This window comes from Qipengyuania oceanensis (assembly GCF_009827535.1).
GTDB classification, from domain to species: Bacteria; Pseudomonadota; Alphaproteobacteria; order Sphingomonadales; family Sphingomonadaceae; genus Qipengyuania_C; species Qipengyuania_C oceanensis.
Genome location: NZ_WTYN01000001.1, coordinates 1,847,435 through 1,872,419, shown reverse-complemented (window position 1 = coordinate 1,872,419; position 24,985 = coordinate 1,847,435). Strand labels below are relative to the sequence as shown.

At 65.0% G+C, this 24,985-nt stretch carries 22 protein-coding genes and 1 pseudogene; 13 read left to right on the top strand and 10 right to left on the bottom strand.

Annotation, left to right across the window (positions count from 1 at the left end):
- The first annotated feature begins 9 nt into the window (after window positions 1-9).
- From GRI48_RS09020 to GRI48_RS09005, 4 genes are read left to right on the top strand one after another with little or no spacing between them, the layout of a single operon-like run.
- Window positions 10-951 carry a bifunctional riboflavin kinase/FAD synthetase gene (locus tag GRI48_RS09020; RefSeq protein WP_160674316.1) on the top strand — a complete coding sequence of 314 codons (942 nt, stop codon included), beginning with the start codon at window positions 10-12 and terminating at the stop codon, window positions 949-951.
- Window positions 944-3,865 (top strand): isoleucine--tRNA ligase, encoded by a 2,922-nt coding sequence (gene ileS, locus GRI48_RS09015; RefSeq protein ID WP_160674313.1) that lies wholly within the window; start codon window positions 944-946, stop codon window positions 3,863-3,865. The genes GRI48_RS09020 and ileS overlap by 8 nt, the downstream gene beginning before the upstream one ends.
- The gene (gene lspA / locus GRI48_RS09010) at window positions 3,862-4,404 is read left to right on the top strand and encodes a signal peptidase II (RefSeq protein WP_160674310.1); all 543 of its coding nucleotides are present in this window, start codon (window positions 3,862-3,864) and stop codon (window positions 4,402-4,404) included. The genes ileS and lspA overlap by 4 nt, the downstream gene beginning before the upstream one ends.
- Complete coding sequence (locus tag GRI48_RS09005; protein WP_160674307.1) at window positions 4,397-4,807, top strand: DUF3035 domain-containing protein; 411 nt, start codon at window positions 4,397-4,399, stop codon at window positions 4,805-4,807. The genes lspA and GRI48_RS09005 overlap by 8 nt, the downstream gene beginning before the upstream one ends.
- 54 nt (window positions 4,808-4,861) lie before the next feature.
- Here the strand turns inward: GRI48_RS09005 and GRI48_RS09000 are convergent, their stop codons facing one another.
- Window positions 4,862-6,181: a CNNM domain-containing protein gene (locus GRI48_RS09000; protein ID WP_160674304.1), complete on the bottom strand. Its 1,320-nt coding sequence runs from the start codon at window positions 6,179-6,181 to the stop codon at window positions 4,862-4,864.
- Window positions 6,182-6,352: 171 nt separating this feature from the next.
- Here GRI48_RS09000 and GRI48_RS08995 point away from each other — a divergent pair, with 171 nt between their 5' ends.
- Complete coding sequence (locus GRI48_RS08995; RefSeq protein ID WP_160674301.1) at window positions 6,353-7,045, top strand: YiaD family glycine zipper/OmpA-like lipoprotein; 693 nt, start codon at window positions 6,353-6,355, stop codon at window positions 7,043-7,045.
- 121 nt (window positions 7,046-7,166) lie between these two features.
- Here GRI48_RS08995 and GRI48_RS08990 read toward each other — a convergent pair whose 3' ends face one another.
- The gene (locus GRI48_RS08990) at window positions 7,167-7,961 is read right to left on the bottom strand and encodes a 3'(2'),5'-bisphosphate nucleotidase CysQ (protein ID WP_160674298.1); all 795 of its coding nucleotides are present in this window, start codon (window positions 7,959-7,961) and stop codon (window positions 7,167-7,169) included.
- Between the two features lie 104 nt (window positions 7,962-8,065).
- On the opposite strand from GRI48_RS08990, the gene sucC reads away from it, so the two are divergent.
- From sucC to GRI48_RS08970, 4 genes are all read left to right on the top strand, one after another.
- Window positions 8,066-9,265 (top strand): ADP-forming succinate--CoA ligase subunit beta, encoded by a 1,200-nt coding sequence (sucC, locus tag GRI48_RS08985; protein ID WP_160674295.1) that lies wholly within the window; start codon window positions 8,066-8,068, stop codon window positions 9,263-9,265.
- A gap of 183 nt (window positions 9,266-9,448) precedes the next feature.
- Complete coding sequence (locus tag GRI48_RS08980) at window positions 9,449-10,195, top strand: electron transfer flavoprotein subunit beta/FixA family protein (RefSeq protein WP_160674292.1); 747 nt, start codon at window positions 9,449-9,451, stop codon at window positions 10,193-10,195.
- A gap of 27 nt (window positions 10,196-10,222) precedes the next feature.
- Window positions 10,223-11,152, top strand: a complete 930-nt coding sequence (locus tag GRI48_RS08975) for an electron transfer flavoprotein subunit alpha/FixB family protein (protein WP_160674289.1) — start codon at window positions 10,223-10,225, stop codon at window positions 11,150-11,152.
- Window positions 11,153-11,212: 60 nt separating this feature from the next.
- Window positions 11,213-12,019: a hypothetical protein gene (locus GRI48_RS08970; protein WP_160674286.1), complete on the top strand. Its 807-nt coding sequence runs from the start codon at window positions 11,213-11,215 to the stop codon at window positions 12,017-12,019.
- A gap of 108 nt (window positions 12,020-12,127) precedes the next feature.
- On the opposite strand, the gene GRI48_RS08965 is transcribed toward GRI48_RS08970, so the two are convergent.
- The 8 genes from GRI48_RS08965 to GRI48_RS08930 form a co-directional block, all read right to left on the bottom strand.
- A complete protein-coding gene (locus GRI48_RS08965; protein ID WP_160674281.1) occupies window positions 12,128-12,832 on the bottom strand; it encodes a sigma factor in 705 nt (234 codons plus the stop codon).
- 67 nt (window positions 12,833-12,899) lie between these two features.
- Window positions 12,900-13,451: a GNAT family N-acetyltransferase gene (locus GRI48_RS08960; RefSeq protein ID WP_160674278.1), complete on the bottom strand. Its 552-nt coding sequence runs from the start codon at window positions 13,449-13,451 to the stop codon at window positions 12,900-12,902.
- Window positions 13,448-14,653, bottom strand: a complete 1,206-nt coding sequence (locus GRI48_RS08955) for a DUF445 domain-containing protein (RefSeq protein ID WP_160674275.1) — start codon at window positions 14,651-14,653, stop codon at window positions 13,448-13,450. Before GRI48_RS08955 ends, GRI48_RS08960 begins: the two co-directional genes overlap by 4 nt.
- A 68-nt stretch (window positions 14,654-14,721) precedes the next feature.
- Window positions 14,722-18,216 (bottom strand): efflux RND transporter permease subunit, encoded by a 3,495-nt coding sequence (locus tag GRI48_RS08950; RefSeq protein ID WP_160674272.1) that lies wholly within the window; start codon window positions 18,214-18,216, stop codon window positions 14,722-14,724.
- 5 nt (window positions 18,217-18,221) lie between these two features.
- The gene (locus tag GRI48_RS08945; RefSeq protein ID WP_160674269.1) at window positions 18,222-19,412 is read right to left on the bottom strand and encodes an efflux RND transporter periplasmic adaptor subunit; all 1,191 of its coding nucleotides are present in this window, start codon (window positions 19,410-19,412) and stop codon (window positions 18,222-18,224) included.
- Between the two features lie 243 nt (window positions 19,413-19,655).
- Entirely contained in the window at window positions 19,656-19,919 is a 264-nt protein-coding gene (locus GRI48_RS08940; RefSeq protein WP_160674266.1) for a GlsB/YeaQ/YmgE family stress response membrane protein, read from the bottom strand.
- 182 nt (window positions 19,920-20,101) lie between these two features.
- Entirely contained in the window at window positions 20,102-20,401 is a 300-nt protein-coding gene (gene sciP / locus GRI48_RS08935) for a CtrA inhibitor SciP (protein ID WP_160674263.1), read from the bottom strand.
- Window positions 20,398-20,727, bottom strand: coding sequence for a hypothetical protein (locus GRI48_RS08930; protein WP_160674260.1), 330 nt, complete (start codon window positions 20,725-20,727; stop codon window positions 20,398-20,400). Before GRI48_RS08930 ends, sciP begins: the two co-directional genes overlap by 4 nt.
- A gap of 109 nt (window positions 20,728-20,836) precedes the next feature.
- Between GRI48_RS08930 and mnmA the strand changes: the two genes are divergently transcribed.
- The 4 genes and pseudogenes from mnmA (at window position 20,837) to fcl (ending at window position 24,983) form a co-directional block, all read left to right on the top strand.
- Complete coding sequence (gene mnmA, locus GRI48_RS08925; RefSeq protein ID WP_160674257.1) at window positions 20,837-22,000, top strand: tRNA 2-thiouridine(34) synthase MnmA; 1,164 nt, start codon at window positions 20,837-20,839, stop codon at window positions 21,998-22,000.
- Complete coding sequence (locus GRI48_RS08920) at window positions 21,997-22,884, top strand: hypothetical protein (protein WP_160674254.1); 888 nt, start codon at window positions 21,997-21,999, stop codon at window positions 22,882-22,884. The genes mnmA and GRI48_RS08920 overlap by 4 nt, the downstream gene beginning before the upstream one ends.
- 60 nt (window positions 22,885-22,944) lie before the next feature.
- A pseudogene (locus GRI48_RS08915) lies at window positions 22,945-24,034 on the top strand (GDP-mannose 4,6-dehydratase).
- On the top strand, window positions 24,027-24,983 hold the full coding sequence (gene fcl, locus GRI48_RS08910; protein WP_160674251.1) for a GDP-L-fucose synthase: 957 nt from the start codon (window positions 24,027-24,029) through the stop codon (window positions 24,981-24,983). The pseudogene GRI48_RS08915 and the gene fcl overlap by 8 nt, the downstream one beginning before the upstream one ends.
- Window positions 24,984-24,985: the final 2 nt, after the last annotated feature.

The window sequence follows — 24,985 nt, the reverse complement described above, 5'->3', positions numbered from 1 at the left end:
GCTCGATCTATGAGGTGGCTCGATCACAGGGACGAGATCCCCGATTCGCTGCGCGGCGCGGTGATCGCGCTCGGCAATTTCGACGGCTTCCATCGCGGTCACCAGGCGGTGGCGGGCGAAGCGATCGACTGGGCGCATTCCGAAGGTCGCCCGTCGATGATCGCCACGTTCGAGCCGCATCCGGTGCGCTTCTTCAAGCCCGACGTCGCGCCCTTCCGGCTGACGACCCTCGAACAGCGGCAGGAACTCTATCTCGCCGCAGGCGCGACCGCGATGCTGGTGTTCCATTTCGACGGCGAGCTCGCCTCGACCAGCGCGGAGGACTTCATCGCAAAGATCCTCGTCGAACGGCTCGGCGCGCATGGCGTGGTGACGGGCGAGGACTTCACCTTTGGCAAGGGTGCGAAAGGCAATGTCGACCTGCTGCGCGATTTCGGCGGCACGCTCGGCCTCCAGACCCGCACGGTCGGACCGGTCGGCAAGGATGGCGAGGTCGTCTCCTCCAGCCGCATTCGCCAGGCCCTGCGCGATGGCGATCCGCAGGAGGCCGCGCGGCTGCTCAGCCGGCCCTTCGCGATCAGGGGCGTCGTCCAGCACGGCGACAAGGTCGGGCGCACCATCGGCTATCCGACCGCCAACCTCTCGATCGAACGCTACCTGCGCCCCAAATTCGGCATCTACGCCGTCACCGGGAAGGTTCTCGCCACCGGGCAGGAGCTGAAGGGGGCAGCCAATCTCGGCGTGCGTCCGCAGTTCGAGCCGCCCAAGGAATTGCTCGAGCCCTATTTCTTCGACTTCTCCGGCGACCTCTACGGCCAGGAGATCGAGGTCGCGTTCCACCATTTCCTGCGGCCCGAAGCGAAATTCGACGGGCTCGACGCGCTGATGGCGCAGATGGAGAAGGATTGCGAAGAGGCCCGCCGCCTCCTAAGCGCGCCCGACCATGAGTGACGATATCAAGCGCGATTTCAGGGACACCGTCTTCCTGCCGAAGACCGACTTCCCGATGAAGGCCGGCCTCCCGCAGAAGGAGCCGGGCATTGCCGCGCGCTGGCAGGACGAGAAGCTCTATGACGAGCTGCGCGCCGCGCGCGAGGGCGCACCAAAATTCATCTTCCACGATGGCCCGCCCTACGCCAATGGCGACATGCACATCGGCCACGCGTTGAACCATGTGCTCAAGGACATGGTCTGCCGCACGCAGAACCTGATGGGCAAGGACGCGCCCTATGTTCCCGGCTGGGATTGCCACGGCCTGCCGATCGAATGGAAGGTCGAGGAACAGTACCGAAAGAAGAAGAAGGACAAGCCGGTCTTGTCCGGCCCGGACCGCAACGAGGCCGAGGTGCAGGCGTTCCGCGACGAATGCCGCGCCTATGCCCAACACTGGGTCGACGTGCAGCGCGAACAGCTGAAACGCCTCGGCATCATGGCGGACTGGGACAACCCCTACCTGACCATGCAGAAGGACAGCGAGGCGACCATCGTCGCCGAGCTGATGAAATTCGCCGAGGCGGGGAACCTCTATCGCGGATCGAAGCCGGTGATGTGGTCGCCGGTCGAGCAGACCGCGCTGGCGGAAGCCGAGGTCGAATACGAGGACATCATCTCGACCCAGATCGACGTGGCCTTCGAGATCGTCGAGAGCCCGATCCCCGAGCTGGTCGGCGCGCATGCGGTGATCTGGACGACGACGCCGTGGACGATCCCGGTCAATCAGGCGATCGCTTATGGGCCCGAGGTCGAGTATGTCCTGATCGGATTTGGCGTCGGCAGCGTCGGTTGGGGGCCGCAAGAACGGCCAAGCGATTTTCCCGGTCTAAATGAGCTAATGAGTCAGCGGTTCGTTATCGCGAAGCCGCTCGTCCACGAGTTCGCCAAGCGCATGTCAGCGACCATCACCGAACGCTTGAAAGAATTTGGCGCAAACACGATCACGCTCGCACCTCATGTTGCTCAAGCTTTCAAAGGCTCCGACCTCGCCGGCACCCTCGCCCGCCACCCGATGCATCATCTCGGCGGCTTCTACGCCACCCCGCGTCCCTTCTTGCCGGGCGATTTCGTCACCACCGACAGCGGGACCGGCCTCGTCCACATGGCACCCGATCACGGCGAGGACGATTTCGAGCTGTGCAAGGCGCACGGGATCGAGCCGCAGTTCGCGGTGATGAACGACGGGCGCTATCGCGACGACTGGGAATGGCTGGGTGGTGACGACGAGCGCCGCCGCGCGGTCATCAACCCCGCGTTCAATTCGCCCGAAGGCCCGATCTGTTCGGATCTTCGCGAAGCGGGCGCGCTGCTCGCCGCGAGCCAGGACTACCAGCACAGCTATCCGCACTCGTGGCGTTCCAAGGCCAAGGTCATCTTCCGCTGCACCCCGCAGTGGTTCGTACCGATGGACGAGGATCTCGGAGCGGGATCGACCCTGCGCGAAATCGCCACTTCGGAAATCGAGCGGGTGAAGTTCATCCCCGAAAAGGGCCGCAACCGGATCGGCTCGATGGTGGAGAACCGTCCAGACTGGGTCCTGTCGCGCCAGCGCGCCTGGGGCGTGCCGATCACGCTCTTCGTGAGGAAGGACGGCTCCTACCTGCAGGACGCCGCCGTCAACGCGCGCATCGTCGACGCGGTCCGTGCCGATGGGATGGACGCGTGGAACTCGGCCAACAAGGCGGCCTTCCTCGGCCCCGATCACGATTCGGCCGAGTTCGAGATGGTCACCGACATCCTCGATGTCTGGTTCGATTCGGGTTGTACCCATGCCTTTGTCCTCGACAGCGGCCGCTGGCCGGCGCTTCAATGGCCCGCCGACCTCTATCTCGAGGGGTCCGACCAGCACCGCGGCTGGTTCCAGTCGAGCTTGCTCGAAAGTTGCGCCACGCGCGGCCGTGCGCCCTACGATCAGGTGCTGACCCACGGCTTCACCATGGCGAGCGACGGGCGCAAGATGTCCAAGAGCCTCGGCAACACGATCGATCCGCTCAAGGTCATGGAAACCTATGGCGCGGACATCATCCGCCTGTGGGCGCTTTCCGTCGATTTCACCGAGGATCACCGCATCGGCGACGAGATCCTGAAGGGCGTCGCCGACCAGTACCGCCGGCTGCGCAACACCTTCCGCTATTTGCTCGGCGCGCTCGACGGGTTCGTCGGCGACATGGGCGATCCGGGCGAGATCCCGGAACTGGAACTCTACGTGCTCGCGCTGCTCGCCGATCTCGACGGCAAGCTGAAAGCGGCAGCGCAGAGCTACGACTTCAACACCTACACCCGCCTGCTGGTCGACTTCTGCAACGAGGACCTGAGCGCCTTCTTCTTCGATATCCGCAAGGATTCGCTGTATTGCGACGGGCCGGATTCGACGCGGCGCAACGCCTATCGCACGGTGCTCGACCTCGTCTTCCATGCACTGATCCGCTACGCCGCGCCGGTGCTGGTCTTCACCGCCGAGGAAGTGTGGCAGACCCGCTATCCCGACGGCGGAAGCGTGCATCTGCTCGAATGGCCCAAGGTCCCCGGCGTTTCTGCCGATGGCGCGCGCTGGGAAAGCCTGCGCGCCTTGCGCGAAAGGGTGATGGAAGCAATCGAGCCGTTGCGGCGCGACAAGGTCATCCGCTCGGGCCTGGAAGCGGCAGTCACCGTACCCGCTTCGGCCGTGCCGGAAGGTTTCTCGGACGACGATCTCGCGGAATTGTTCATCACCGCGTCAGTGACCCGCTCCGATAGCGACGAAGTGACCGTCACCCGCACCACCGATCACAAATGCGGCCGTTGCTGGCGCCTGCTTCCCGAAGTCGAGGAAGACGGCGATCTGTGCGCGCGCTGCGAGGACGTGGTCGCCGAGATGGATGCGGCAGCATGAGCCCGCTCGCGCGCAACCGCGTGATCGGCTTCGGCCTCGCGCTGACGGTCTTTGCCGTCGACCAGTGGGTCAAGCGCTGGGTGACCGGCACGCTCGGCATCGACCGGATCGGCGACTACCGCGAAATCCTGCCGTTCTTCGACCTGCGCTTCACGCAAAACTTCGGCATTTCGCTCGGCATGTTCCAGGCGACCTCGACCGAAATGACCATGGCGCTGATCGCCATCACCGGCCTCATCGCGCTGGTCGTGACCGTGTGGATGGTGCGCGAACGGTCGCTGGTCGACATCATCGGCCTCGCGCTGATCCTCGGCGGGGCGATCGGGAATATCCGCGATCGCTACCTGTTCGGCTACGTGGTCGACTATGCCGATCTGCATTTCGGGGAATTCCGCCCCTTCATGATCTTCAACATTGCCGATGCCGCGATTACCTTCGGCGTCATCATAATCCTTGTGAGATCCTTCCTCGTCGGCGACAAGGATGCCGACAAGTCCACAGAACCGGCGCCCGGCGCCGCGGAGAGCCATAATGCGTAAACTGACCACGACCATCCTCGCCCTTGGCACCGCCACGATGCTGGCCGGTTGCGGCGGCGGCGGGCTGCTCAACCGCGACCGGCCGGACGAATTCGCCGTGCAGCGGCAGGCTCCGCTGGTGGTCCCGCCGGACTTCAACATGGTTCCGCCCGCTCCCGGCGCGCCTCGCCCGGGCGAAGGCACGGCCGCGCAGCAGGCGCTCGACGTGCTGTTCGGCGGCCCTGCTCCGCGCAGCGCGGTGGAAGTGAGCGTTCTGGACCGTGCGGGCACGGCAGAGCCGGGCATCCGCTCCAAGGTCGGCGATCCGGACACCAATACCGTCGCCAAGGGTCCGCTGACCCGCGACATCGTCGCCGCACCGGAAGGCGATGGCGCCGCCGCGCAGGCAGTGATCCCGGGCTGACGGATCGGCGGCGCTCGCAACCGCGAGTGCTTCTCTATCGGCGGGTAGTCCCCCTCAGCCCTCTGCGGGCGGGGCCTTCGGCTCGAGCTTGGTCACGAGCAGCTTGTCGATCTTGCGTCCGTCGAGGTCGATCACCTCGAACCGCCAGCCCTGCTCCTCGAAAGCCTCGCCCTCGCCGGGCAGCTTCTTGAGCACCGACAGCACGAAGCCCGCCGCCGTCGCGAAATCGCGATCTGGGCCGTATTCGATCGCCAGACGATCCGCGAGCACGTCGGCGGACAGCGCCCCCGACACGAGGAGCGAACCGTCCTCGCGCTCGATGACCTGCGGCCGCACGCCCTGGTCCTGGTCGCTCGCGAAATCGCCGACCAGCGCGGTCAGGAGATCGACCGGGGTGACGATTCCGTCGAGGTGGCCGTATTCGTCGTGCACCATCGCCATGGCGATCTCGGCCTGCTGGAGTGCTCGCAGCGCATCCATCGCGTCGAGCTGGTCAGGGATTACCTCGGCGCGCTTCATCAGCAGGCGCAGGTCGACCCGCTTTCCCTCGACCATGAGTGCGAGGACCTCGCGCAGCTTCACGACGCCCAGCACCTTGTCGGGCGAACCTTCCGCGACCGGCAGCAGCGAATGCGGCGTTTCCTCGATCACGCGGGCGATTTCCGCGCGATCGGCATCGACGTCGATCCAGTCGATCTCGGTGCGGGGCGTCATCAGTTCGCGCACGGGGCGCTCGGCCAGCCGGACCACGCCGGCGAGGATCTGGTGCTGTTCCGCCTCGATAACGCCCGAGCGCGTCGCCTCGGCAAAGATCATGTGCAGTTCCTCGGCCGTCACGTTCGACTGTCCCGACGGCCTAATGCCCATCAGGCGCATCAGCAGCGCGGAGGACTTGTCGAGCAGCCAGACGAGCGGTGCGGCGACCTTGGCGATGATCGCCATCGGGCGGGCCATGACCAGCGCGATCGGGACCGCGGCGCGCAAGGCGATCTGCTTGGGCACCAGCTCGCCGATGACGAGGCTGAAATAAGTCGTCAGCACGATCACCACGGCGAAACCTGTTTCTGCGGCATATTCCGCGGGCAGGCCGAGCAGCACCATCCGCTCGCCCACCGGCCCGCCCAAACTCGAGCCCGAGTAGGCACCGGCGATGATGCCCACCAGCGTGATCCCGATCTGCACCGTCGAAAGGAACTTGCCCGGGTCCGCAGCCAGCGAGATCGCCGTGCTGGCCGCGCTGCTGCCCTGATTGGCGGCAGCGCGCAGCTTGGACGTGCGCGCGGAAACGATCGCCAGCTCGGACATGGCGAAAACGCCATTGAGCACGATCAGCCCGGCGATGATGAGGAGGTCTGTCCAGGGAAACGGCGTCACAGTGCCCCCGCGCTAGCACAATTCGCAACCGTTACCAGCATGACAGCGCGGCGATTGGCGCATAAATCGAGGGAACATGCAGCCCTGCGCGTCGTTTAGGGCCCGGGACGCCAGTGGGCGCGTCCATGAAGCATTGGTTGTGCCCACGGCACAAATAGAAGGGAAACCCCCATGAAGAATTCACGGATTATGATGTCGAGCCTCGCAGCGCTGTCGCTCGTCACCGTATCTGCCTGCGTAACCGACCCGAACACCGGCGAGAAGAAAGTCTCGCGCACCGTTCTCGGCGGTGTCGGCGGCGCGGTTGCCGGCGGCCTGCTCGGCGGCGTGATCGGTGGCAAGACCGGACGCATCATCGGTGCGGCAGCCGGCGGCGCGGCCGGCGGCTATGTCGGCTACAAGATGGACCAGCAGATCAAGGAACTGGACGAAGCGACTGCCGGTACCGGCGTCGACGTCACCTCGGTCGACGGCGGCGAAGCGATCCTCGTCAACCTGCCCGACGGCGTGACCTTCGCGACCGGCAGCTACTCGATCTCGCCGGGCTTCCGCGACCTACTCGATCGCGTGGCAACCAGCCTGCGCCAGTATCCGAACAGCCTGGTCGACGTGTATGGCTACACCGACACCGTCGGCTCCAGCTCGTCGAACCAGCTCCTGTCGGAACGCCGCGCACAGGCCGTCGCCAATTACCTCATCCAGCAGGGCGTGGCTTCGTCGCGTATCCGCTCGATGGGCTTCGGCGAGACCAACCTGGCGGTCCAGACCGGTGACGGCGTAAACGAGCCGCTCAACCGCCGTGTCGAGATCAAGATCATTCCGTTCGACCAGAACGACGTTCAGGCGGCCCAGCAGGGCAACTGATCGACACGAAATCCAGCTCGTCGAACAGCGAGCAGACGGGGTCGGCCTTCGGGTCGGCCCCTTTTCGTTTCCGGGATCCACGCACGCAACCGTGTCGCCGCACAGGCGCCGGACCGCCTCGCTAGAGTTGCGGCTTGTCGACCACCAGCTTCGCCGCGCGCTCCGCCAGTCGCTCGACCGCCGCCTCGTGGATGCTGGCCGAGCTGACCAGCACGCCGAAGGCACGCGGATCGCGCTTGTTGTAGCCGAGCGGCCTGCCGAAGGCGTCGGTGACTGCGGCGCCCGCTTCCCGCGCGATCAGCGCGGCTGCGCCGATGTCCCATTCGAAGCCCCAGCGCAGCGTCGCCAGCAAGTCCGCCTCGTCGGCGGCGACCATTGCTGCGCGCAGCGCGATCGAATTGGGCTGCTCGACCGCGACCAGGTCGCTGTCCGCTTTCGGCAGTGCGGCGGCCGGGACACGAGCGCCCGAGAACTCCCCGCGCTGGGAAGCAACCAGTCGCTCGCCGTTGCGGTACGAGCCCTGTCCGGCCACCCCGCGCCAGCTTTCGCCCCGAGCCGGTGCGGCGAGCAGCCCGATCAGAGGGCGGCCGGAACTTACGAGGCAGACGGAAACGGCCCAGCCCTTGCGCCCGCGAATGAAATCGCGGGTTCCGTCGATCGGATCGACCAGCCAGATGAGGTCGCGCGCGAGGCGTCCCGCCTCGTCCGCAGTCTCCTCGGAAAGCCAGCCCGCGGCCGGCAGCAACGCGCCCAGTTCGCGCTTGAGGAAGGTGTCGACCGCCAGGTCGGCGGCGCACACGGGGTTGCCCGGCGACTTCTCCCAGATATCCACCTCGTGCCCTGCACCGGGCCACTGGCGCAGGGCAATCTGCCCGGCTTCGTGGACAATTTCTTCTAGGCGGTCGCTGTCAATCATCGCTTGGCAAGAGGTGCTCTCCAAAGCGATACTTTTCAAGCGGGCCAATCCATGCTTAGGCCCCCAGCAAATCTCCCCACAGACTCGCGAAGGGCTGACCCTCAATGAACATCCACGAATACCAGGCCAAGGAACTGCTCGCAAAATACGGTATCGGCATTCCCGCTGGCCACGCCGCCATGAGCGTCGAGGAAGCCGTCGAGGCCGCCGGCAAGCTGCCTGGCCCGCTCTATGTCGTGAAGGCCCAGATCCATGCAGGCGGTCGCGGGAAGGGCAAGTTCAAGGAACTGGCACCCGATGCGAAGGGCGGCGTTCGCCTCGCCAAGACGCTCGACGATGTGCGCGCCGATGCCACCGACATGCTCGGCAACACGCTCGTCACCGTGCAGACCGGCGATGACGGCAAGCAGGTCAATCGCCTCTACGTGACCGATGGCGTCGATATCGAGAGCGAATACTACCTTTCGATGCTGGTCGACCGGGCGAGCGGGCAGGTCGCGATGATCGTATCGACCGAAGGCGGCATGGACATCGAGGAAGTGGCGCATTCCACGCCCGAGAAGATCACCACCATCACCATCGATCCGGCACAGGGCTTCATGCCGCACCACGGCCGCGCGATGGCCTTCGCGCTCAAGCTCTCGGGCGATCTCAACAAGCAGGCGCAGAAGCTCGCCAAGCAACTCTACACCGCCTTCATGGACCTCGATTGCGAAATGCTCGAGATCAATCCGCTGGTCGAGACGAAGGACGGCAAGCTGCTGGTGCTCGACACCAAGATGAGCTTCGACGGTAACGCGCTCTATCGCCATCCCGACGTCGAGGCGCTGCGCGACGAGACCGAGGAAGACCCGGCCGAAGTGGAAGCGAGCGAATACGACCTCGCCTACATCAAGCTCGACGGCAACATCGGCTGCATGGTCAACGGTGCAGGCCTCGCCATGGCGACGATGGACATCATCAAGCTGAACGGCGCTTTCCCGGCCAACTTCCTGGACGTGGGCGGCGGCGCGACGACCGAGAAGGTCACCGCGGCATTCAAGATCATCCTCAAGGACCCGGCGGTCGAGGGAATCCTCGTCAATATCTTCGGCGGGATCATGAAGTGCGACGTCATCGCCAACGGCATCGTGCAGGCGGCCAAGGACGTGAACCTGTCGGTTCCGCTGGTCGTGCGGCTCGAAGGCACCAATGTCGATGCCGGCAAGGAAATCCTCGAGAATTCCGGCCTGCCGATCGTCAGTGCCAACGACCTCGGCGATGCAGCCAGGAAGATCGTCGCCGAAGTCAAGAAGGCCGCGTGATTCGCGCCCGCCGGTCGCTGCGCGAACACGGCGCGCGGCGGGCTGACGCTACGGCGCGGCAGGGGCTCCGGACTTGCCCTTGACGTTAACGTAAATGGAACGCAAAGGGTCGCGTGTCATTGAACAGGAGAGGGTTGCGGACCGAGCTTCCGCGCCCGTGCTGAACGAGAGGAAGGAACTCCCATGAAGATCCTCGTGCCCGTCAAACGGGTCATCGATTACAACGTCAAGCCGCGCGTCAAGGCGGACGGGTCGGGTGTCGACCTCGCCAACGTCAAGATGAGCATGAACCCCTTTGACGAGATCGCGGTCGAAGAAGCGATCCGGTTGAAGGAAGCCGGCAAGGCGGAAGAAATCGTCGCCGTGTCGATCGGTCCGGCAAAGGCGCAGGAAACGCTGCGCACCGCGCTCGCCATGGGCGCCGACCGGGCGATCCTGGTCCAGACCGACGACGAAGTGGAACCGCTCGCAGTCGCCAAGATCCTCAAGGCCATCGCCGACGAGGAACAGCCGGGTCTCGTGATCCTGGGCAAGCAGGCAATCGACGACGACAGCAACCAGACCGGCCAGATGCTCGCCGCGCTGATGGATCGCCCGCAAGGCACCTTCGCCAATACGGTCGAGGTCGATGGCGACAGCGTTACCGTGAAGCGCGAAGTCGACGGCGGCCTGCAGACGGTGAAGCTCGCGATGCCTGCCATCGTCACTACCGACCTGCGTCTCAACGAACCGCGCTATGCCTCGCTGCCCAACATCATGAAGGCGAAGCAGAAGCCCCTCGATACCAAGGCTCCGGCAGATTACGGCGTCGATACCGCAACCCGTCTCAAGACCACCAACGTCACCGAGCCGCCGGTTCGCCAGGCTGGCGAAAAGGTCGAGGACGTCGATGCGCTGGTCGCAAAGATGAAAGCGCTCGGCATCGCCTGAGCCCCGGACTGAGAAAGGAACACACACATGAAAACGCTCGTCTGGGTCGAACACGACAACAACGAGGTCAAGGACGCCACGCTCGCCGCCGTTACCGCGGCATCGAAGCTGGGCGAAGTCCACTTGCTGGTCGCCGGGTCGAACTGCGGTTCGGTCGGTGAGGCTGCCGCCAAGATCGCCGGCGTTGGCAAGGTCCACGTCGCCGACGACGCGGCCTACGCCAACGCGCTGCCCGAAGCGGTTGCGCCGCTCGTGGCCGACCTCATGGGCCATCACGACGCGTTCGTCGCGCCCGCCACGACCACCGGCAAGAACATCGCGCCGCGCGTCGCCGCCCTGCTCGACGTGATGCAGATCTCCGACATCCTGTCGGTCGAAGGCGACAAGACCTTCACCCGGCCGATCTATGCCGGCAACGCCATCGCCACGGTCGAGAGCACCGATCCCAAGCTGGTCATCACCGTGCGCGGAACGGCCTTCGACAAGGCCGAAACCGAAGGCGGCAACGGCGAGGTCGAGAGCGTGTCCGGCCCGACCGGCAATGGCACTTCGAGCTTCGTCGGCGAGGAACTCGCCAAGAGCGAGCGCCCCGAACTGACCAGCGCCAAGATCATCGTATCGGGTGGCCGCGCGCTCAAGGACTCGGCAACCTTCGAGGAATACATCATGCCGCTCGCCGACAAGCTCGGCGCGGGCGTCGGCGCATCGCGCGCCGCGGTCGATGCAGGCTACGTGCCGAACGATTACCAGGTCGGCCAGACCGGCAAGATCGTGGCACCGGAAGTCTATATCGCCATCGGTATCTCGGGCGCGATCCAGCACCTTGCCGGCATGAAGGACTCCAAGACGATCATCGCAATCAACAAGGACGAGGACGCGCCGATCTTCCAGGTGGCGGACATCGGCCTTGTCGGCGATCTCTACAAGATTGTGCCGGAGCTGACCGAAAAGCTCTGACCATTCTGTAACTTACAATTGGCCCTCCGTGCGCTAACAAGGCGTCCGGAGGGCTTTTTCATGGTCAGAACACCTGTCATCGCTTCGCTGGTTCTCGGCGCGCTGATCGTTTGCCCGGCCGCCGCACAGGACAAGGCGACACTCGTCCTGCAGCCGTCGAGCCAATGGCAGCTCGACATGGGCGAACACCGTTGCCGCCTCGCCCGCACTTTCGGTACGGGCGCGAGCGAGACGTTGTTCTACATCGAGCAGTTCAATCCTTCTGCTCGGTTTTCCTACGGGGTGGCCGGCCCGTCGCTGTACGATCTCAGGATCACGAACAAATTTCAGAGGCTTCCAGAGCGGAAAGTGGAAGTTCAGTTTGGTCCTGCCCTACCGGGGTATGAGCAGTCGTACGAGGATGCGAGTCTCGGTGATCTTGGCGCCGCCATAATGGGGTATGGTCCGGTGCAGACAGTCTTTGAAACCAAGGAAGAGTTCGAAGGTCGCGCAGCGAAGAATCCGGAGCCCGCAGAAGGCTCGCGAGAACTTCGCGAGCTAGATGCAGAAACGGGTAAAGCGATCAGCTGGCTTTCGCTATCGTCACCGCGCATCGGTACCGTCAAACTTGAGCTCGGCGGCATGGAAGCACCGTTCAAAGCGATGAATTTTTGCATGGACGATCTCGTCAAGACCTGGGGTCTCGATCCGGAACAGCAGAAGCAGATCCAGAAGTTTCCCGTGTGGCTGAACGATGAGAAGATCGTTCGAAGCATTCAGAGGAATTATCCCGCGCAGGCTCTTCGCGGTGGAAGAATGGCACGATTCAACATCCGGGTCATCGTTGACGAAGAAGGCCGCCCGGAAAGCTGTCAGCAACCAATATGACGACCTCCGAAGGCTTCGATCGAGATCTTACCGTTTGCGGCTTGATCAAGAATGGAGCGAAGTTCAGTCCCGCTCTCGACGCCAGCGGATCGCCGGTGCGCTCGTTCTTTACCAGCTCGGTGCGTTACGTGAACTGACTTGCGAAGAGCCGACCGGATCCGCAGCCACCTTCGCGCAGTTCCTGAAGGTGCGGCGCACGATCTGTCGGTGCTTCTCCCTGGTCTTCTCGGGCAGGTCGAGCCCGCCGTCAGGAGCGAAGACCGCTGCCTCGACGATGGCCCGCTCGCGCGCAGGCGAGCCGATCCGGTCGAGCAAATGGCGCAAGAGTGCCCCTGCCATGGCATCGGCCGCTTGCCGCTCCGTCCCAGGCAGGGCTTCCCGGTCGTCCAGCTCGGCCAGTTCGCCCACGGTCCGACCGTCATCGCGAAACATGCTCACCGTTCGGGCCGCTGCCGCTCGCGCCGCAGGCCGCCGATCAAGCATCACCCGGTGCCGCAGCGCCTGCAGCTCGCCGCGCATCTGCCAATGAACGAGCGTCGAGAACCCGGCCCGCTCCGGCTCCCAGCTCCCGACCGCGCGGTAGATGCCGATGGCACAGGCCTGGGCCGCGTCCTCGCGCCAGTTGCCCAGCCCGTAGCGCCGCGTCAGCCAGGCTATGCGCGGTTCGAGCATCGCCATGACCCGGCGATAATGGCGATCGATGCGCAGCGAGTAGCTTCCGCCGCGTGACCCCGTCGCTGCCAGCGCGGCTTCGAGCGCGCGGATCTCGCCGACTTCGTGTTCGAGCGCGCGCCTGGATACCGAAGCTGCCATGACCGGATTGCCCTCCTTCGAAAAAGGAGGACTATTCGATCCGGCTTAGCCGCGACCTGCGCCGCGATTAGGTGGAAATGCCTGGCTGCCGCTCCATCAGCAGGACCGAATCGCCGTCAGGTAGTGTGGCTGTACGTAGCTCCCCAAAGCCGAGCTTGCGCGCCAGGGCGATGCTGGGCGCGTTACGAATATCGATCATGCACACGATCCCGGAAGAGCCGTGGACCCGCTCGAACCACTCAAGGGCGCCGCGCATCGCCTCGGTGGCGTATCCCTTGCCGACCTCGTCGGCTGCGAAGATCCAGCCCGCTTCCGGCTTGCCGTCGAAATCCGCGCCGATGTCCCGCCATCCGTGGAACATTCCGCAATTGCCGATGACGGTACCGCTTTCGCGGTGGCGAACCGCGAAGATGCCGTATCCCTTGAGCAGCCAGCTGCCGAGGTTGCGCAACACCCGGGACATCTGGTCCGCGTAACTGCTCATCGGGCCCAGGAAGCGGTGCGTTTCGGGATGGCTGAGGATCGCGATCATCGCATCCACGTCCGTCTCGTCCGGGACCCACAGCTCCAGCCGTTCCGTCACCACCACCGGGCGATCGCGCGGCGGATAGTCGATCACAGGACCTGGGTGAGCAAGTGGATCGTCAGGCCGACCAGTCCGCCGACCAGCGTCCCGTTGATCCGGATGAACTGGAGATCGCGCCCGACCGCGCTCTCGACCCGGTCGGTGATCGTCGTCGCATCCCAGCGGCGCACGGTTTCGGAAACGAGCTGCACGATCTGGTCGCCATAGCGGCTCGTCACACCGACCGCAGTGCGGCGGGCGAAGCGGTTGACCTGGTACTGCAACCGTTCGTCCTGCTGCAGCGCATTGCCGAGTTCGGCGAGGCTGCCGCCCAGTCCTGCGAACATGTCGTCCTTGCCGCGCGCCATGTCGATGAGACCGGCCCTGATCCGCTCCCACACGCCCTGCCACCACTCGCCGATCGCGGGGTTCTGCAGCATTTCCAGCTTGAGCCGCTCGACCCGGGCCTGGGTTTCGGGATCGTGCTGCAGCTTGTCGGCCAGGTCCTCCAGCCCTTCTTGAACCTTGGCGCGAAGGGGATGTTCCGGATCGATCAGCACTTCGGCCAGCAGCTTGTAGAGGCCGTCGAGCACCGAATTGGCGATCCGTTCGTCCAGCCCGGTCCAGCGGATGATACCGTTGGCGCGGCGCTGGATCATCTCGCGGACCATGTCCTCATTGTCTTCCAGCACCAGGCCGGACCAACGGATCATGCTTTCCATCAGCGGCAGGTGCCGCCCATCGGCGATCGCGCCGCTGAGCATCCGCCCGAGCAGGGTCGAGACCTCCAGCTTCTCCAGCTGCGACTTGAGGCCGGCGCTAACCTCGCCCCCGAGCCTGTCCGGATCGAGCGATTCGAGCACCTCGACGACCAGTTCGCCCGCGCCCGCCCGGATGCGCGAGCCCGAACCAGTCGAGGGATCGGCAAGGAAACCGCCGAGCGCGCGGGCCATGTTCATGCTGCTCATGCGCCGTGCCACGACCATCGGAGTCAGGAAATTCTCGCGCAGGAACTGCGCCATCGTATCGGCGATCCGGTCCTTGTTCTCGGGGATGATCGCGGTGTGCGGAATTGGCAGGCCGAGCGGCCGGCGGAACAGCGCCGTGACCGCGAACCAGTCCGCCAGGCCGCCGACCATCGCCGCTTCCGCGAAGGCGTGAACATAGCCCCATGCAGGATGCAGGCCGAGGTAATGGTGCGAGAGCAGGAACAGCCCGCCCATGGCGACGAGCATGCCGGTAGCCGTCATCCGCATCGTGCGGGCGCGATCTGCGGTGAGCGACGATCCCGCCGGCGCAGACCTGCTGGACCGGTCGCCCAGGGTCACTCGGCCGGGTGTGCTGCCGCGCCGCCCGTCATCGTGCGCGGTTTCTCGTCACCGGGCCTGTAGCTCAGCAGGCGATCGCGCAGCCACGGGCCGAGACGCTTCTCGAGACCGTCGGCCAGGCTGAAGCCCGCCGGAACGATCAGCAGCGTGAGCAGGGTCGACATGATCAGGCCGCCGATCACGACGGTGCCCATCGGGGCGCGGAACGCACCGTCGCCGCTGAGCGACAGCGCGGTCGGCACCATGCCGGCCGTCATGGCCACGGTGGTCATCACGATCGGCTGGGCACGCTTGCGCCCGGCATCCACGATCGCATCGTATTTCGGAACGCCGGCCGCCATCTCCTCGATCGCGAAGTCGATCAGCAGGATCGAGTTCTTCGCGACGATGCCGAACAACATCAGGACGCCGATCAGGACCGGCATGGAAAGCGGCTGCCCGGCGATCCACAGCGCCAGCATGCCGCCGAAGGGCGCGAGGAACAGCGAGCCCATGTTGACGAGCGGCGAAATGACGCGGTGGTAGAGCAAGACCAGCACCGCGAACACGAGCAGGATGCCCGACACCAGCGCGATCTGGAAGTTGGCCAGCATCTCCTGCTGGATTTCGTCGGATCCGTAGGGGGCGTTCGACACGCCCATCGGCAGGTTAGTGAGGACCGGCAGCTTGTTGACCAGTTCCTTCACGTCGCCTTCGGCAAGGCCCGGCGCGATATCGGCAGTGATGAACGTGCGCCTGCTCTGGTTGTAGCGCTCGATGCTCGTCGGGCCGGAGCCCAGGCTGATCGTCGCGACGCGCGAGAGCGGCACCGAACCGCCCGATGCGGTCGGCACCGGCAGGTTTTCGATCACCGACAGATCACGCCGCGATTCGACCGGCAGGCGCACGCGGATCGGCACCTGGCGATCGGACAGCGAGAACTTGGCCGCGTTCTGGTCGATGTCGCCAAGCGTGGCGATACGGATCGTCTGGCTCAACGCCGCGGTGGTCACGCCGAGACTTGCAGCGAGTTCCTCGCGCGGAGTGATGATGATCTCCGGACGCCGCAGATCGGCCTCGATCCGCGGGGCAACGACGCCGCGCACGTCCTTCATCTGCTCGACCAGCGTGGTGGCGGTTTCCTGCAGCAGGTCGGGATTGGAGCTCGAGAGCATGACCTGGATCGGTCGGCCGCCGCCACCGGGCCCCTGCATGCTCTGGAAGGACACGCGCGCATCGGGAATGGCCTGGAGCATCGGAGTGACTTCGCGCTCGAACTCCTGCTGGGTCTTCTCCCGCTCCTTGTGCAGCGTGATGTAGATGTTGCCGCTGCCCTCGTTCACGCGCTGCAGGGCGGTCCGCACTTCGGGCCGTTCGGACAGGATGGCCGCGACCCGGTCGGAGACCCTTTCGGTCTGCTCGAGGGTGGTGCCCGGAACCATCTGGATCGAGATCCGGCTGTAATCGCTGTTGAAGGTCGGGAAGAATTGGGCGGGTATCTGCGCGACGATCAGCCCGGTCAGCAGCAGCGCGCTGGCGCCCAGTCCCATCATCCACATCCGGTGATCGCGGAACCGACGTGCGAACCGCGCCGAACGCCAGGCGAACCGCTCTCCGACAGGACGGCTGAGCATTCTCGCCACGAAACCGAGCAGCCGGGCGACGAGGCGCGCGACGAGCCAGCCGATGGCAAGCGCCAGCGCGGTCCCGGCGATGAGGAAAACAAAGGCCGGCACGAAGGCCACCAGGTGCCGGATCGATTCCGGCAGGAAGACGAGGAAGCTCTCGTAGAAGTTCGTATCGACGATGAAGCCGGCAGGCCCGAGAAGCCCGGTCAGCAGAAGCCCTGCCACGGCGAGGAACGCGACCGCGACGATCGCGAAGAACACGAACGCGATCATGAAATAAAACATCTTGCGATCGCCGACGTCGGGCTTGGGCGCCGGGTCGGCCTGGGGCCGGCGCAGCGTCCAGCGAAGCAGGTTGACGTAGCGCTCCATCCATTTGCCGCCGCCGTGTTCGGCCCGGCCCTTGGCTTCGAGGAAATAGGCCGCGACCATCGGGGTGATCATGCGGGCCACCGCGAGGCTCATCAGGACCGAGGCGACGACCGTCAGGCCGAAGTTCTTGAAGAACTGACCCGAGACGCCGGGCATCAGACCGACCGGCAGGAAGACCGCGACGATCGAGAATGTCGTGGCGACGACGGCGAGGCCGATTTCGTCCGCCGCGTCGATCGAGGCCTGGTAGGCGGTCTTCCCCATGCGCATGTGTCTGACGATGTTCTCGATCTCGACGATCGCGTCGTCGACGAGCACGCCTGCGACAAGGCCCAGCGCCAGCAGCGAGAGCGTGTTGAGCGTGAAACCCATCAGATCCATGAACCAGAAGGTCGGGATCGCGGAGAGCGGGATCGCCAGCGCCGCGATGATGGTCGCCCGCCAGTCGCGCAGGAAGAAGAAGACCACGATGACCGCCAGCACGGCGCCTTCGATCATAGCGGCCATCGAGCTCGAGTACTGGGCCTTCGTGTAATCGACGCTGGTGAACAGCGGCGTGAAGGAGAGGCCCGGATATTCCTGCGAGATCTTGTCGAGTTCCTCGACCGTCGCGTCGTAGACGGACACGTCGGATTCGCCCTTGGCCCGGGTCACGCCGAAGGTGACGATCTGCTTGCCTTCGAACTTGCCCAGCGAGCGGACTTCACCGTAGCTGTCGCGCACTTCCGCCACGTCGGCCAGCTTGATCGTGCGCCCGCCGCCGATGGCGATCTGGGATTGCGAAAGCTCGTAGGCCGTATCGGCATTGCCGAGCACACGGACCGACTGGCGCGAACCGGCGATCTCGGCCACGCCGCCGCCGGCGTCGAGGTTGTTGGCGCGCAGCGCCTGGTTGATCTGGCTTGCCGTGACGCCGAGCGACTGCATGCGCGCCGGATCGAGCGTGACCACGATCTCGCGATCGACGCCGCCGCCGCGGCTGACTTCGGCCATGCCCTGGATCGCGAGCAGGCGGTTGGCGACCGTATCGTCGATGAACCACGACAGCTGTTCCAGCGTCATGTCGTTCGCAGTGGCCGCGAAATATCCGATCGGCTGGTTCGAGGTCTGCTGTCGGAAGATACGCGGCTCGAGAATGCCGTCGGGCAGCTCGCCCCGGATCTGGTCGACGACCGATTTGACCTCGTTGACCGCCTCGATCACGTCGGTGCCGATCTCGAACTCGATGACCGTGACGGTGTTGCCTTCGGACGCGGTCGAGGAAATGTTGCGCGCGCCCTCGACGCCCTGGACGGCGGATTCGACACGCTGGGTGATCTGGTTCTCGATCTCGGTCGGCGCGGCGCCCGGCTGCGAGATGCTGACGATCACGACCGGAAACTCGACGTCCGGATTGTCCTGTATCTTCATGCCCGCAAAGCTCATCAGCCCGAGCAGCATGAGCCCCGTGAAAATCACGATCGGGACCATCGGGTTGCGGATGGACCACGCGGATATGTTGCGGAATTCCACCGCGGTCAGTCCTTCTGCAAGACCGGCTTGATCGTCTCGCCAGCATTGAGGAAGCCACCGGCGCGCAGGACGACACGCTCGGTCCCGCGCAGTCCATCCTCGATCACGATGCCATCGGGCGTGACGCTGCCGACCACGATCGGACGGCGCACAATCTTGTCCTCGTTGCCGACGATGTAGACGAAGCTGCCCTCGTCATCGGACAGAACGGCGCTTTCGGGCAGCAGCGGGGCAACGACCGTTCCACTGCGGATAGTCGCGTTGGCAAAGCCGCCGGGACGCAATTCGGGAGCGTAGGACAGCGCGATCCGCGCCGTGCCCTGCCGATCCTGCGGATTGATGGTCGGCGCAAGCTGCCAGACCTGGCCGGTAAAGGTCTTATCCGTGCCGACCGGCACGACTTCCGCCTGGACGCCGACCGAAAGCTGGCCGAGCTCGCCCTCGCCGACCCGTGCGAGCAATTCCATCTCGCCGCCCTTGGCGATGCGGAACAGGACGCCCGAGCCGGGGCTCACGACCGCGCCGGGATCGACATTGCGTTCGAGCAGAAGCCCTGCGGCGGGTGCGACGATGTTCAGGCGGGCGTTGCGCGCGCCGAGCTCGCGGTATTGTGCCTGGGTGACCTGGACCCTGGCGCGGGCCGCATCGCGGGTAGCGGTCAGGCGATCGATGTCGGCCTGGCTGACGAAACCGCGCTCGACCAGCTTCTGCGCGCGCTCGAGATTGGCCTGGGCAAGCTGGGCATCGGCGCGTGCGACGTCGATCTGGGCCGCGGCGCTCTGGACCTGTTGCGACTGGACCGAGCGATCGATCGAGGCGAGAACCTGGCCGGCGCGCACCCATTGGCCCGCTTCCACCGGAACGCTCACGACACGGCCGCCTTCGCCGACGACACCGATCGGCAATTCACGGCGCGCGGCGAGTGTACCCGTTGCCCCGATCGTACCTTCCACGGTGGTCCGCCCCGGCGCGACCACGGTCACGACCGGAAGCTGTGCCTCCTCGTCCCCTGCCGCGAGACCGGTGCTGCCGTATTTCGCGAACAGCCCGAAGGCGATCGCGGCCAGTACGGCAAGAATGATCCCGGCAATGATGATGCGCTTGCGCATCGCGCTACGCTGCGTCTCGTCGACGCCGCGCAGGTCGGACTCGAACGGTTCGCTACCGTCGGCCGTGACGCGGGTCTCGTAATTCATCGCCAGAATGCCTCGCCTGTCAAACGCAGGGGGTGTGTTACACGATTAAGCCACCCCCAGCAAGTCGTGGATTGCGACTTAGCTGCGATGAGCCGCGAGAGCAACGCGCGGTTTGTCTCGCGATGTAGCAACGATGCTACAATCGACGAATGGCAGACCACGCCCGATGAAAGACGACGCAGACGCAAAAAAAGGCGGAGCTGCCTGCGCAGCCCCGCCTTCCTTGATCGGTGTTACCCGGTTTTAGCGAACGCGACCGCGCTGCACCAGGTTGGCGATGCCGAGAAGCACGATGGCGCCGAGAAGCGACATCAGCAGGCCCGGGACGCTGAATTCGGTAAGGGTCGAACCGACGCCGATCAGCGAACCGATGAAACGACCGATGAACGAGCCGACGATACCGACAACGATGTTCCAGAAGATGCCCATCGAGGCATCACGGTTCATCACGAGACTTGCGAGCCAGCCGATGATGCCACCGACGATAATTGCGATAATCCAGCCCATTTTCCACTTCCTCCTGTTATATTTCCTGTGGAGTTACCCGCAGACAACGGTGCTCGAGGCTCGCCGGTTCCCGAGCCATTTTCGCGGGCATACGAAAAAGGCCCCGCAGAGGGGGCCTTTCCGATTGAAAATCTTTAGATTTTCGGACTTTACGCCTTTAGGTGCGTACCCGTCCTGCCACCTCAATACTTCAGCTGGCGCTCGTAGAGATCGCGATAATGCTGGATTCGGGTCACCCGCAGGCCCTGCATCCCCGAGCGGTCTACTGCCCGCTGCCACGATGCGAATTCCTCCAGCGTAAGGCTGTAGCGCTCGAGCACCTCGTCGATCGTCAGCAGGCCGCCGTTGACCGCCGCGACGACTTCGGCCTTGCGCCGCACGACCCACCGCTTCGTTTCCGGCGGAGGCAGATCGTCGATCGTCATCGGCTCGCCGAGCGGGCCGATCACTTCGGCGGGACGGATGTCTTGGTTCTCGATCATGAATTCTCTCGGTCGCCTGTTACCGCTTCGATCACGGCCTCGCCCCCATGTGCCTCAATGATTTTGCCATGCTCTAAAGCATTACGGTTAACAGGGTATTTCCCTTCGCAAAGCGCCTGTGCGGTCACCTTCGGGAAGTGACCGAAGCTCCCGCCAGCCACCCCTGCGACCCGTTCCAACTCGGCGCGACCCTCGCTTGATGCCGCCAGACGCGCCACGAGTTCGCTCCACACGAGTTCGCGCAGCTGCAGGCCGTCACCCGTTTCGGCCCGGGTTTGGGCCCGGGCGTCGGCGAATTGCCGGTGGAGGGTCTTTCCTTCGAACATGCACCCTTCTTACCGCCGGTATGGTAAAGAAGATGTGAAACCCCGCCGGCCGCGCGACACACGCGCAGCTTGGCAAGAGAGCGCGCCGACGTGTATGGGCAGCGCAATCATGCCATCAACCGCTCTCGAAATGCCGGCCGACGAGGCTGCGGCGCTCTTCGACCTGCCCCGCGCAGCGGGCGAAAGCACGATCGTCGTCGCCATGTCGGGCGGTGTCGATTCCTCGGTCGTCGCGGCCCTCGCCGCCCGCAGCGGCGCACAGGTCATCGGGATCACGCTACAACTCTACGACTATGGTGCCGCCACCGGTCGCAAAGGTGCCTGCTGCGCAGGAGACGACATCAGCGATGCCCGCGCCGTGGCGGATCGCCTTGGCTTTGCGCATTACGTTTTCGATCACGAAAGCGCTTTCCGTGAGGAAGTGGTCGAGCAGTTCGCCGACGATTACCTTGCCGGGCGCACGCCCGTACCCTGCATCCGCTGCAACATGGGCCCCAAGTTCACCGACCTGCTTCGCATGGCGAAGGAACTGGGCGCCGATTGCATCGCGACCGGCCATTACGTGAAGCGCCTCGCCACGCCTACGGGGCCGCAATTGCACCGCGCGGCGGATCCGGCGCGCGACCAGTCCTATTTCCTCTACGGCACGACCGAAGATCAGCTCGATTTCATCCGCTTCCCCCTCGGCGGCATGCCGAAATCGCAGGTGCGCGAACTGGCGGAGGCGGCCGGGCTGCGCAATGCGGCCAAGCCCGACAGCCAGGACATCTGCTTCGTGCCGGACGGCGATTATGCCAGGATCGTCGAGAAGATGCGTCCCGCGGGCGGAGCGCCGGGCGCGATCGTCCACGCGCAAACCGGCGAGATTCTCGGCGAGCACAAGGGCGTGATCCATTACACCGTCGGCCAGCGCCGCGGCCTGGAAATCGGCGGACAGCCCGAACCGCTCTACGTGGTGGGCATCGATGCGGGCACGCGTGAAGTACAGGTCGGCCCGCGCCGGATGCTCGCTGTTTCGAGCGCACGGGTGATCGAAACCAATCGTATCGGCCCCCTGCCCGACACGCGGCTGACGGCCAAGGTCCGCAGCCTCGCCAAGCCGGTGCCGGTGCGGCTCGAAGGATCGCTTGGCGAAGGCGGCGCGGTTGTGCTCCATTTCGATTCGCCCGAATACGGCGTGTCGCCCGGACAGGCCGCGGTGATCTACGCCGGGGAGCGCGTGGTCGGCGGCGGCTGGATCGCCGACACCACCGGAACCGCGGAGCAGGAGTGAGCTTCTGGCGCGGCAAGAGCGGTCAGGTTCCGCCCGCCGCGCTGGCGCTGCTGGCCGGCTTCGTCGCACTGCCCTTCCTGCTCTATTTCATCCCGCCGAACTGGTGGCGCGGCGATTTCCGCGACCCGGATGCTCCCGTCACCCGATTGCAATGGCAGCCGCAGGAAGGCGAGCCCGCTACTGGTCCGACGGTCGGAATGAGCCTGGGCGAAGACGGCTTCGGCACGGTGCTCGATGCACCGGCGCTCTCTGTCACGCGGACGAGCCAGCGCGGAGGCTTCGTGCCAGACGAGCCGATCGCGGCCGACGTCGCCCGCTTCATCCGGGCGATCCCGCGCGAAGTTGTGATCGAACCGTCGCGTGAGCGGATCACGACCTGCACGCTCGAAGGCCCGCCGTCCTATTCGGGCAAGGTAGTCCTCGTCGATGGCTGCCCACGCTTCCAGGATGCGGGCGGCAAGACACCGGGCCCGCTGGTCTTGGGCATCACGCATATCCACCGGGATGCGCAAGGTTATCTCGCGCTCGGCCTGCTGGATGCCTCGCCCGAATTTGAAATCCGTTTCGGCGAGCCGGATGGCATTTTTAGCGGCGTCGGTTGTTCGAAAGACGAGCCGGTCCCCGCTCCGCCCGCACTGGCCAAGGCCTGCAAGGTCGACACCATGCGGCGCATCGCGGTCATGAAACGCAAGCCGCTGTGCAGCAAGGACGATGTCGCGCGTCTCGCGGCGGCGCGGACCGATAACGAAGCGCAGCAAGCGCGCTTACGCGCGTTTCACGAGGCTTGTCTGGCGACCGGCAAGCCAGCGCAGCAATGCCCGCCGCCGGCCGCACCCGCGCCATACGACATCTATCATCCGGACTGCATCCTGCCGGGCGAGTGACACGCTTGCGCATAGGGTGACGCTTCGCCTAACTCGCCGCTTGGCAACGGGGACGCGGACATGGCGGGAAAGACAGCGCTCATTACCGGAGTGACGGGGCAGGACGGCGCCTATCTCGCGCGGCTGCTGCTCGACAAGGGCTATACCGTCCACGGCATCAAGCGCCGCTCGAGCTCGTTCAACACCGGGCGGATCGAGGATATCTACCAGGATCCGCACGAAGAGGATCCACGCTTCATTCTCCACTACGGCGATCTGACCGATGCGACCAACCTCATCCGCATCGTGCAGCAGGTACAGCCGGACGAGATATACAATCTGGGCGCGCAGAGCCATGTGCTGGTCAGTTTCGAGACGCCCGAATACACCTCCAATGCCGACGGGATCGGCACGTTGCGGCTGCTCGAGGCGATCCGGATTCTCGGGATGGAAGACAAGGTCCGCTTCTACCAGGCCGCGACATCGGAGATGTACGGTCTTGCCCAGCAGGTTCCACAGAGCGAGACCACGCCCTTCTACCCGCGCAGCCCCTATGGCGTCGCCAAGCTGTTCGCCTACTGGACGGTCGTCAATTAAGCTGTTCGCCTACTGGACGGTCGTCAATTACCGAGAGGCTTACGGCATACACGCCTCCAATGGCATCCTGTTCAATCACGAGAGCCCCCTGCGGGGCGAAACCTTCGTGACCCGCAAGATCACCCGTGCCGCTGCCGCCATCGCGGCGGGACAGCAGGAGAGGCTCTACCTCGGCAATCTCGATGCCAAGCGCGACTGGGGGCATGCTCGCGAATACGTGCGCGGCATGTGGCTGATGATGCAGCAGGACGAGCCCGACGATTACGTCCTCGCGACCGGCGAGACGACGAGCGTGCGCGACTTTGCCCGCTGGGCATTCGCCGACGCGGGCATCGACCTCGAATTCACCGGCGAAGGCGTGGGTGAAACCGGCGTGTGCAACAAATCCGGCAAGGTGCTGATCGAAGTGGACCCGGCCTATTTCCGGCCGACCGAAGTCGACCTGCTGATCGGCGATCCGACCAAGGCGCGCGAGAAGCTCGGTTGGACACACGATACCAGCGCGCGCGACCTTGCACGCGAAATGGTCGAGGCGGACATGGCCGCGCTCGCCAACGGCAATGTCCATGGCTGAGCCCGTCTTTCCGCTTGCAGGCAAGCGAATCTGGATCGCCGGCCATCGCGGAATGGTCGGCGGTGCGCTCGTGCGGCGGCTGGAAAGCGAGGCATGCGAGGTCCTGACGACCGAGCGCAGCCTCGACTTGCGCGATCAGGCAAGCGTGCGCGCCTGGCTCGCCGAAGAAACGCCTGACGCCATCGTCCTTGCCGCGGCAAAGGTCGGTGGCATCCTTGCCAACGACAGCTATCCGGCGGATTTTCTCTACGACAACCTGATGATCGCGGCCAACGTGATCGAGGCCGCGCACCGCGCCGACGTCGACCGGCTGCTGTTTCTCGGCTCGTCCTGCATCTATCCGCGCCTTGCCGCGCAGCCGATGCGCGAAGACGCGCTGCTGACGGGGCTGCTCGAGCCGACCAACGAATGGTACGCCATTGCCAAAATCGCCGGCATCAAGCTGGCGCAGGCTTATCGCAAGCAGCACGGCCGCAGCTATATCTCCGCCATGCCGACCAACCTTTACGGCCCTGGCGACAATTACCATCCCAAGAACAGCCACGTTCTTCCCGCACTGATCCGCAAGACCCATGAAGCGAAGACGGGTGATGCGGACGCGATCGAAGTGTGGGGCACGGGCACGCCGCGCCGCGAATTCCTGCATGTCGACGATCTCGCCGATGCGCTGGTCCACCTGCTGGTGCATTACGACGAGGCCGAACACGTCAATGTCGGCGCGGGCGAGGACATCGCCATCGGGGACCTGGCCCGACTGGTCGCCGAAGTGGTCGGCTTTACCGGCGGGATTGAATTCGACGCCAGCAAGCCCGACGGAACGCCGCGCAAGCTGCTCGACTGCTCGAAACTGTCGGATCTGGGATGGCAGCCGTCCATCGGCCTGCGCGACGGCATTGCCGCCGCCTATGCCGATTTTCTCGACGGCGAGACGCGCGGCCTCGGCGCCTAGCC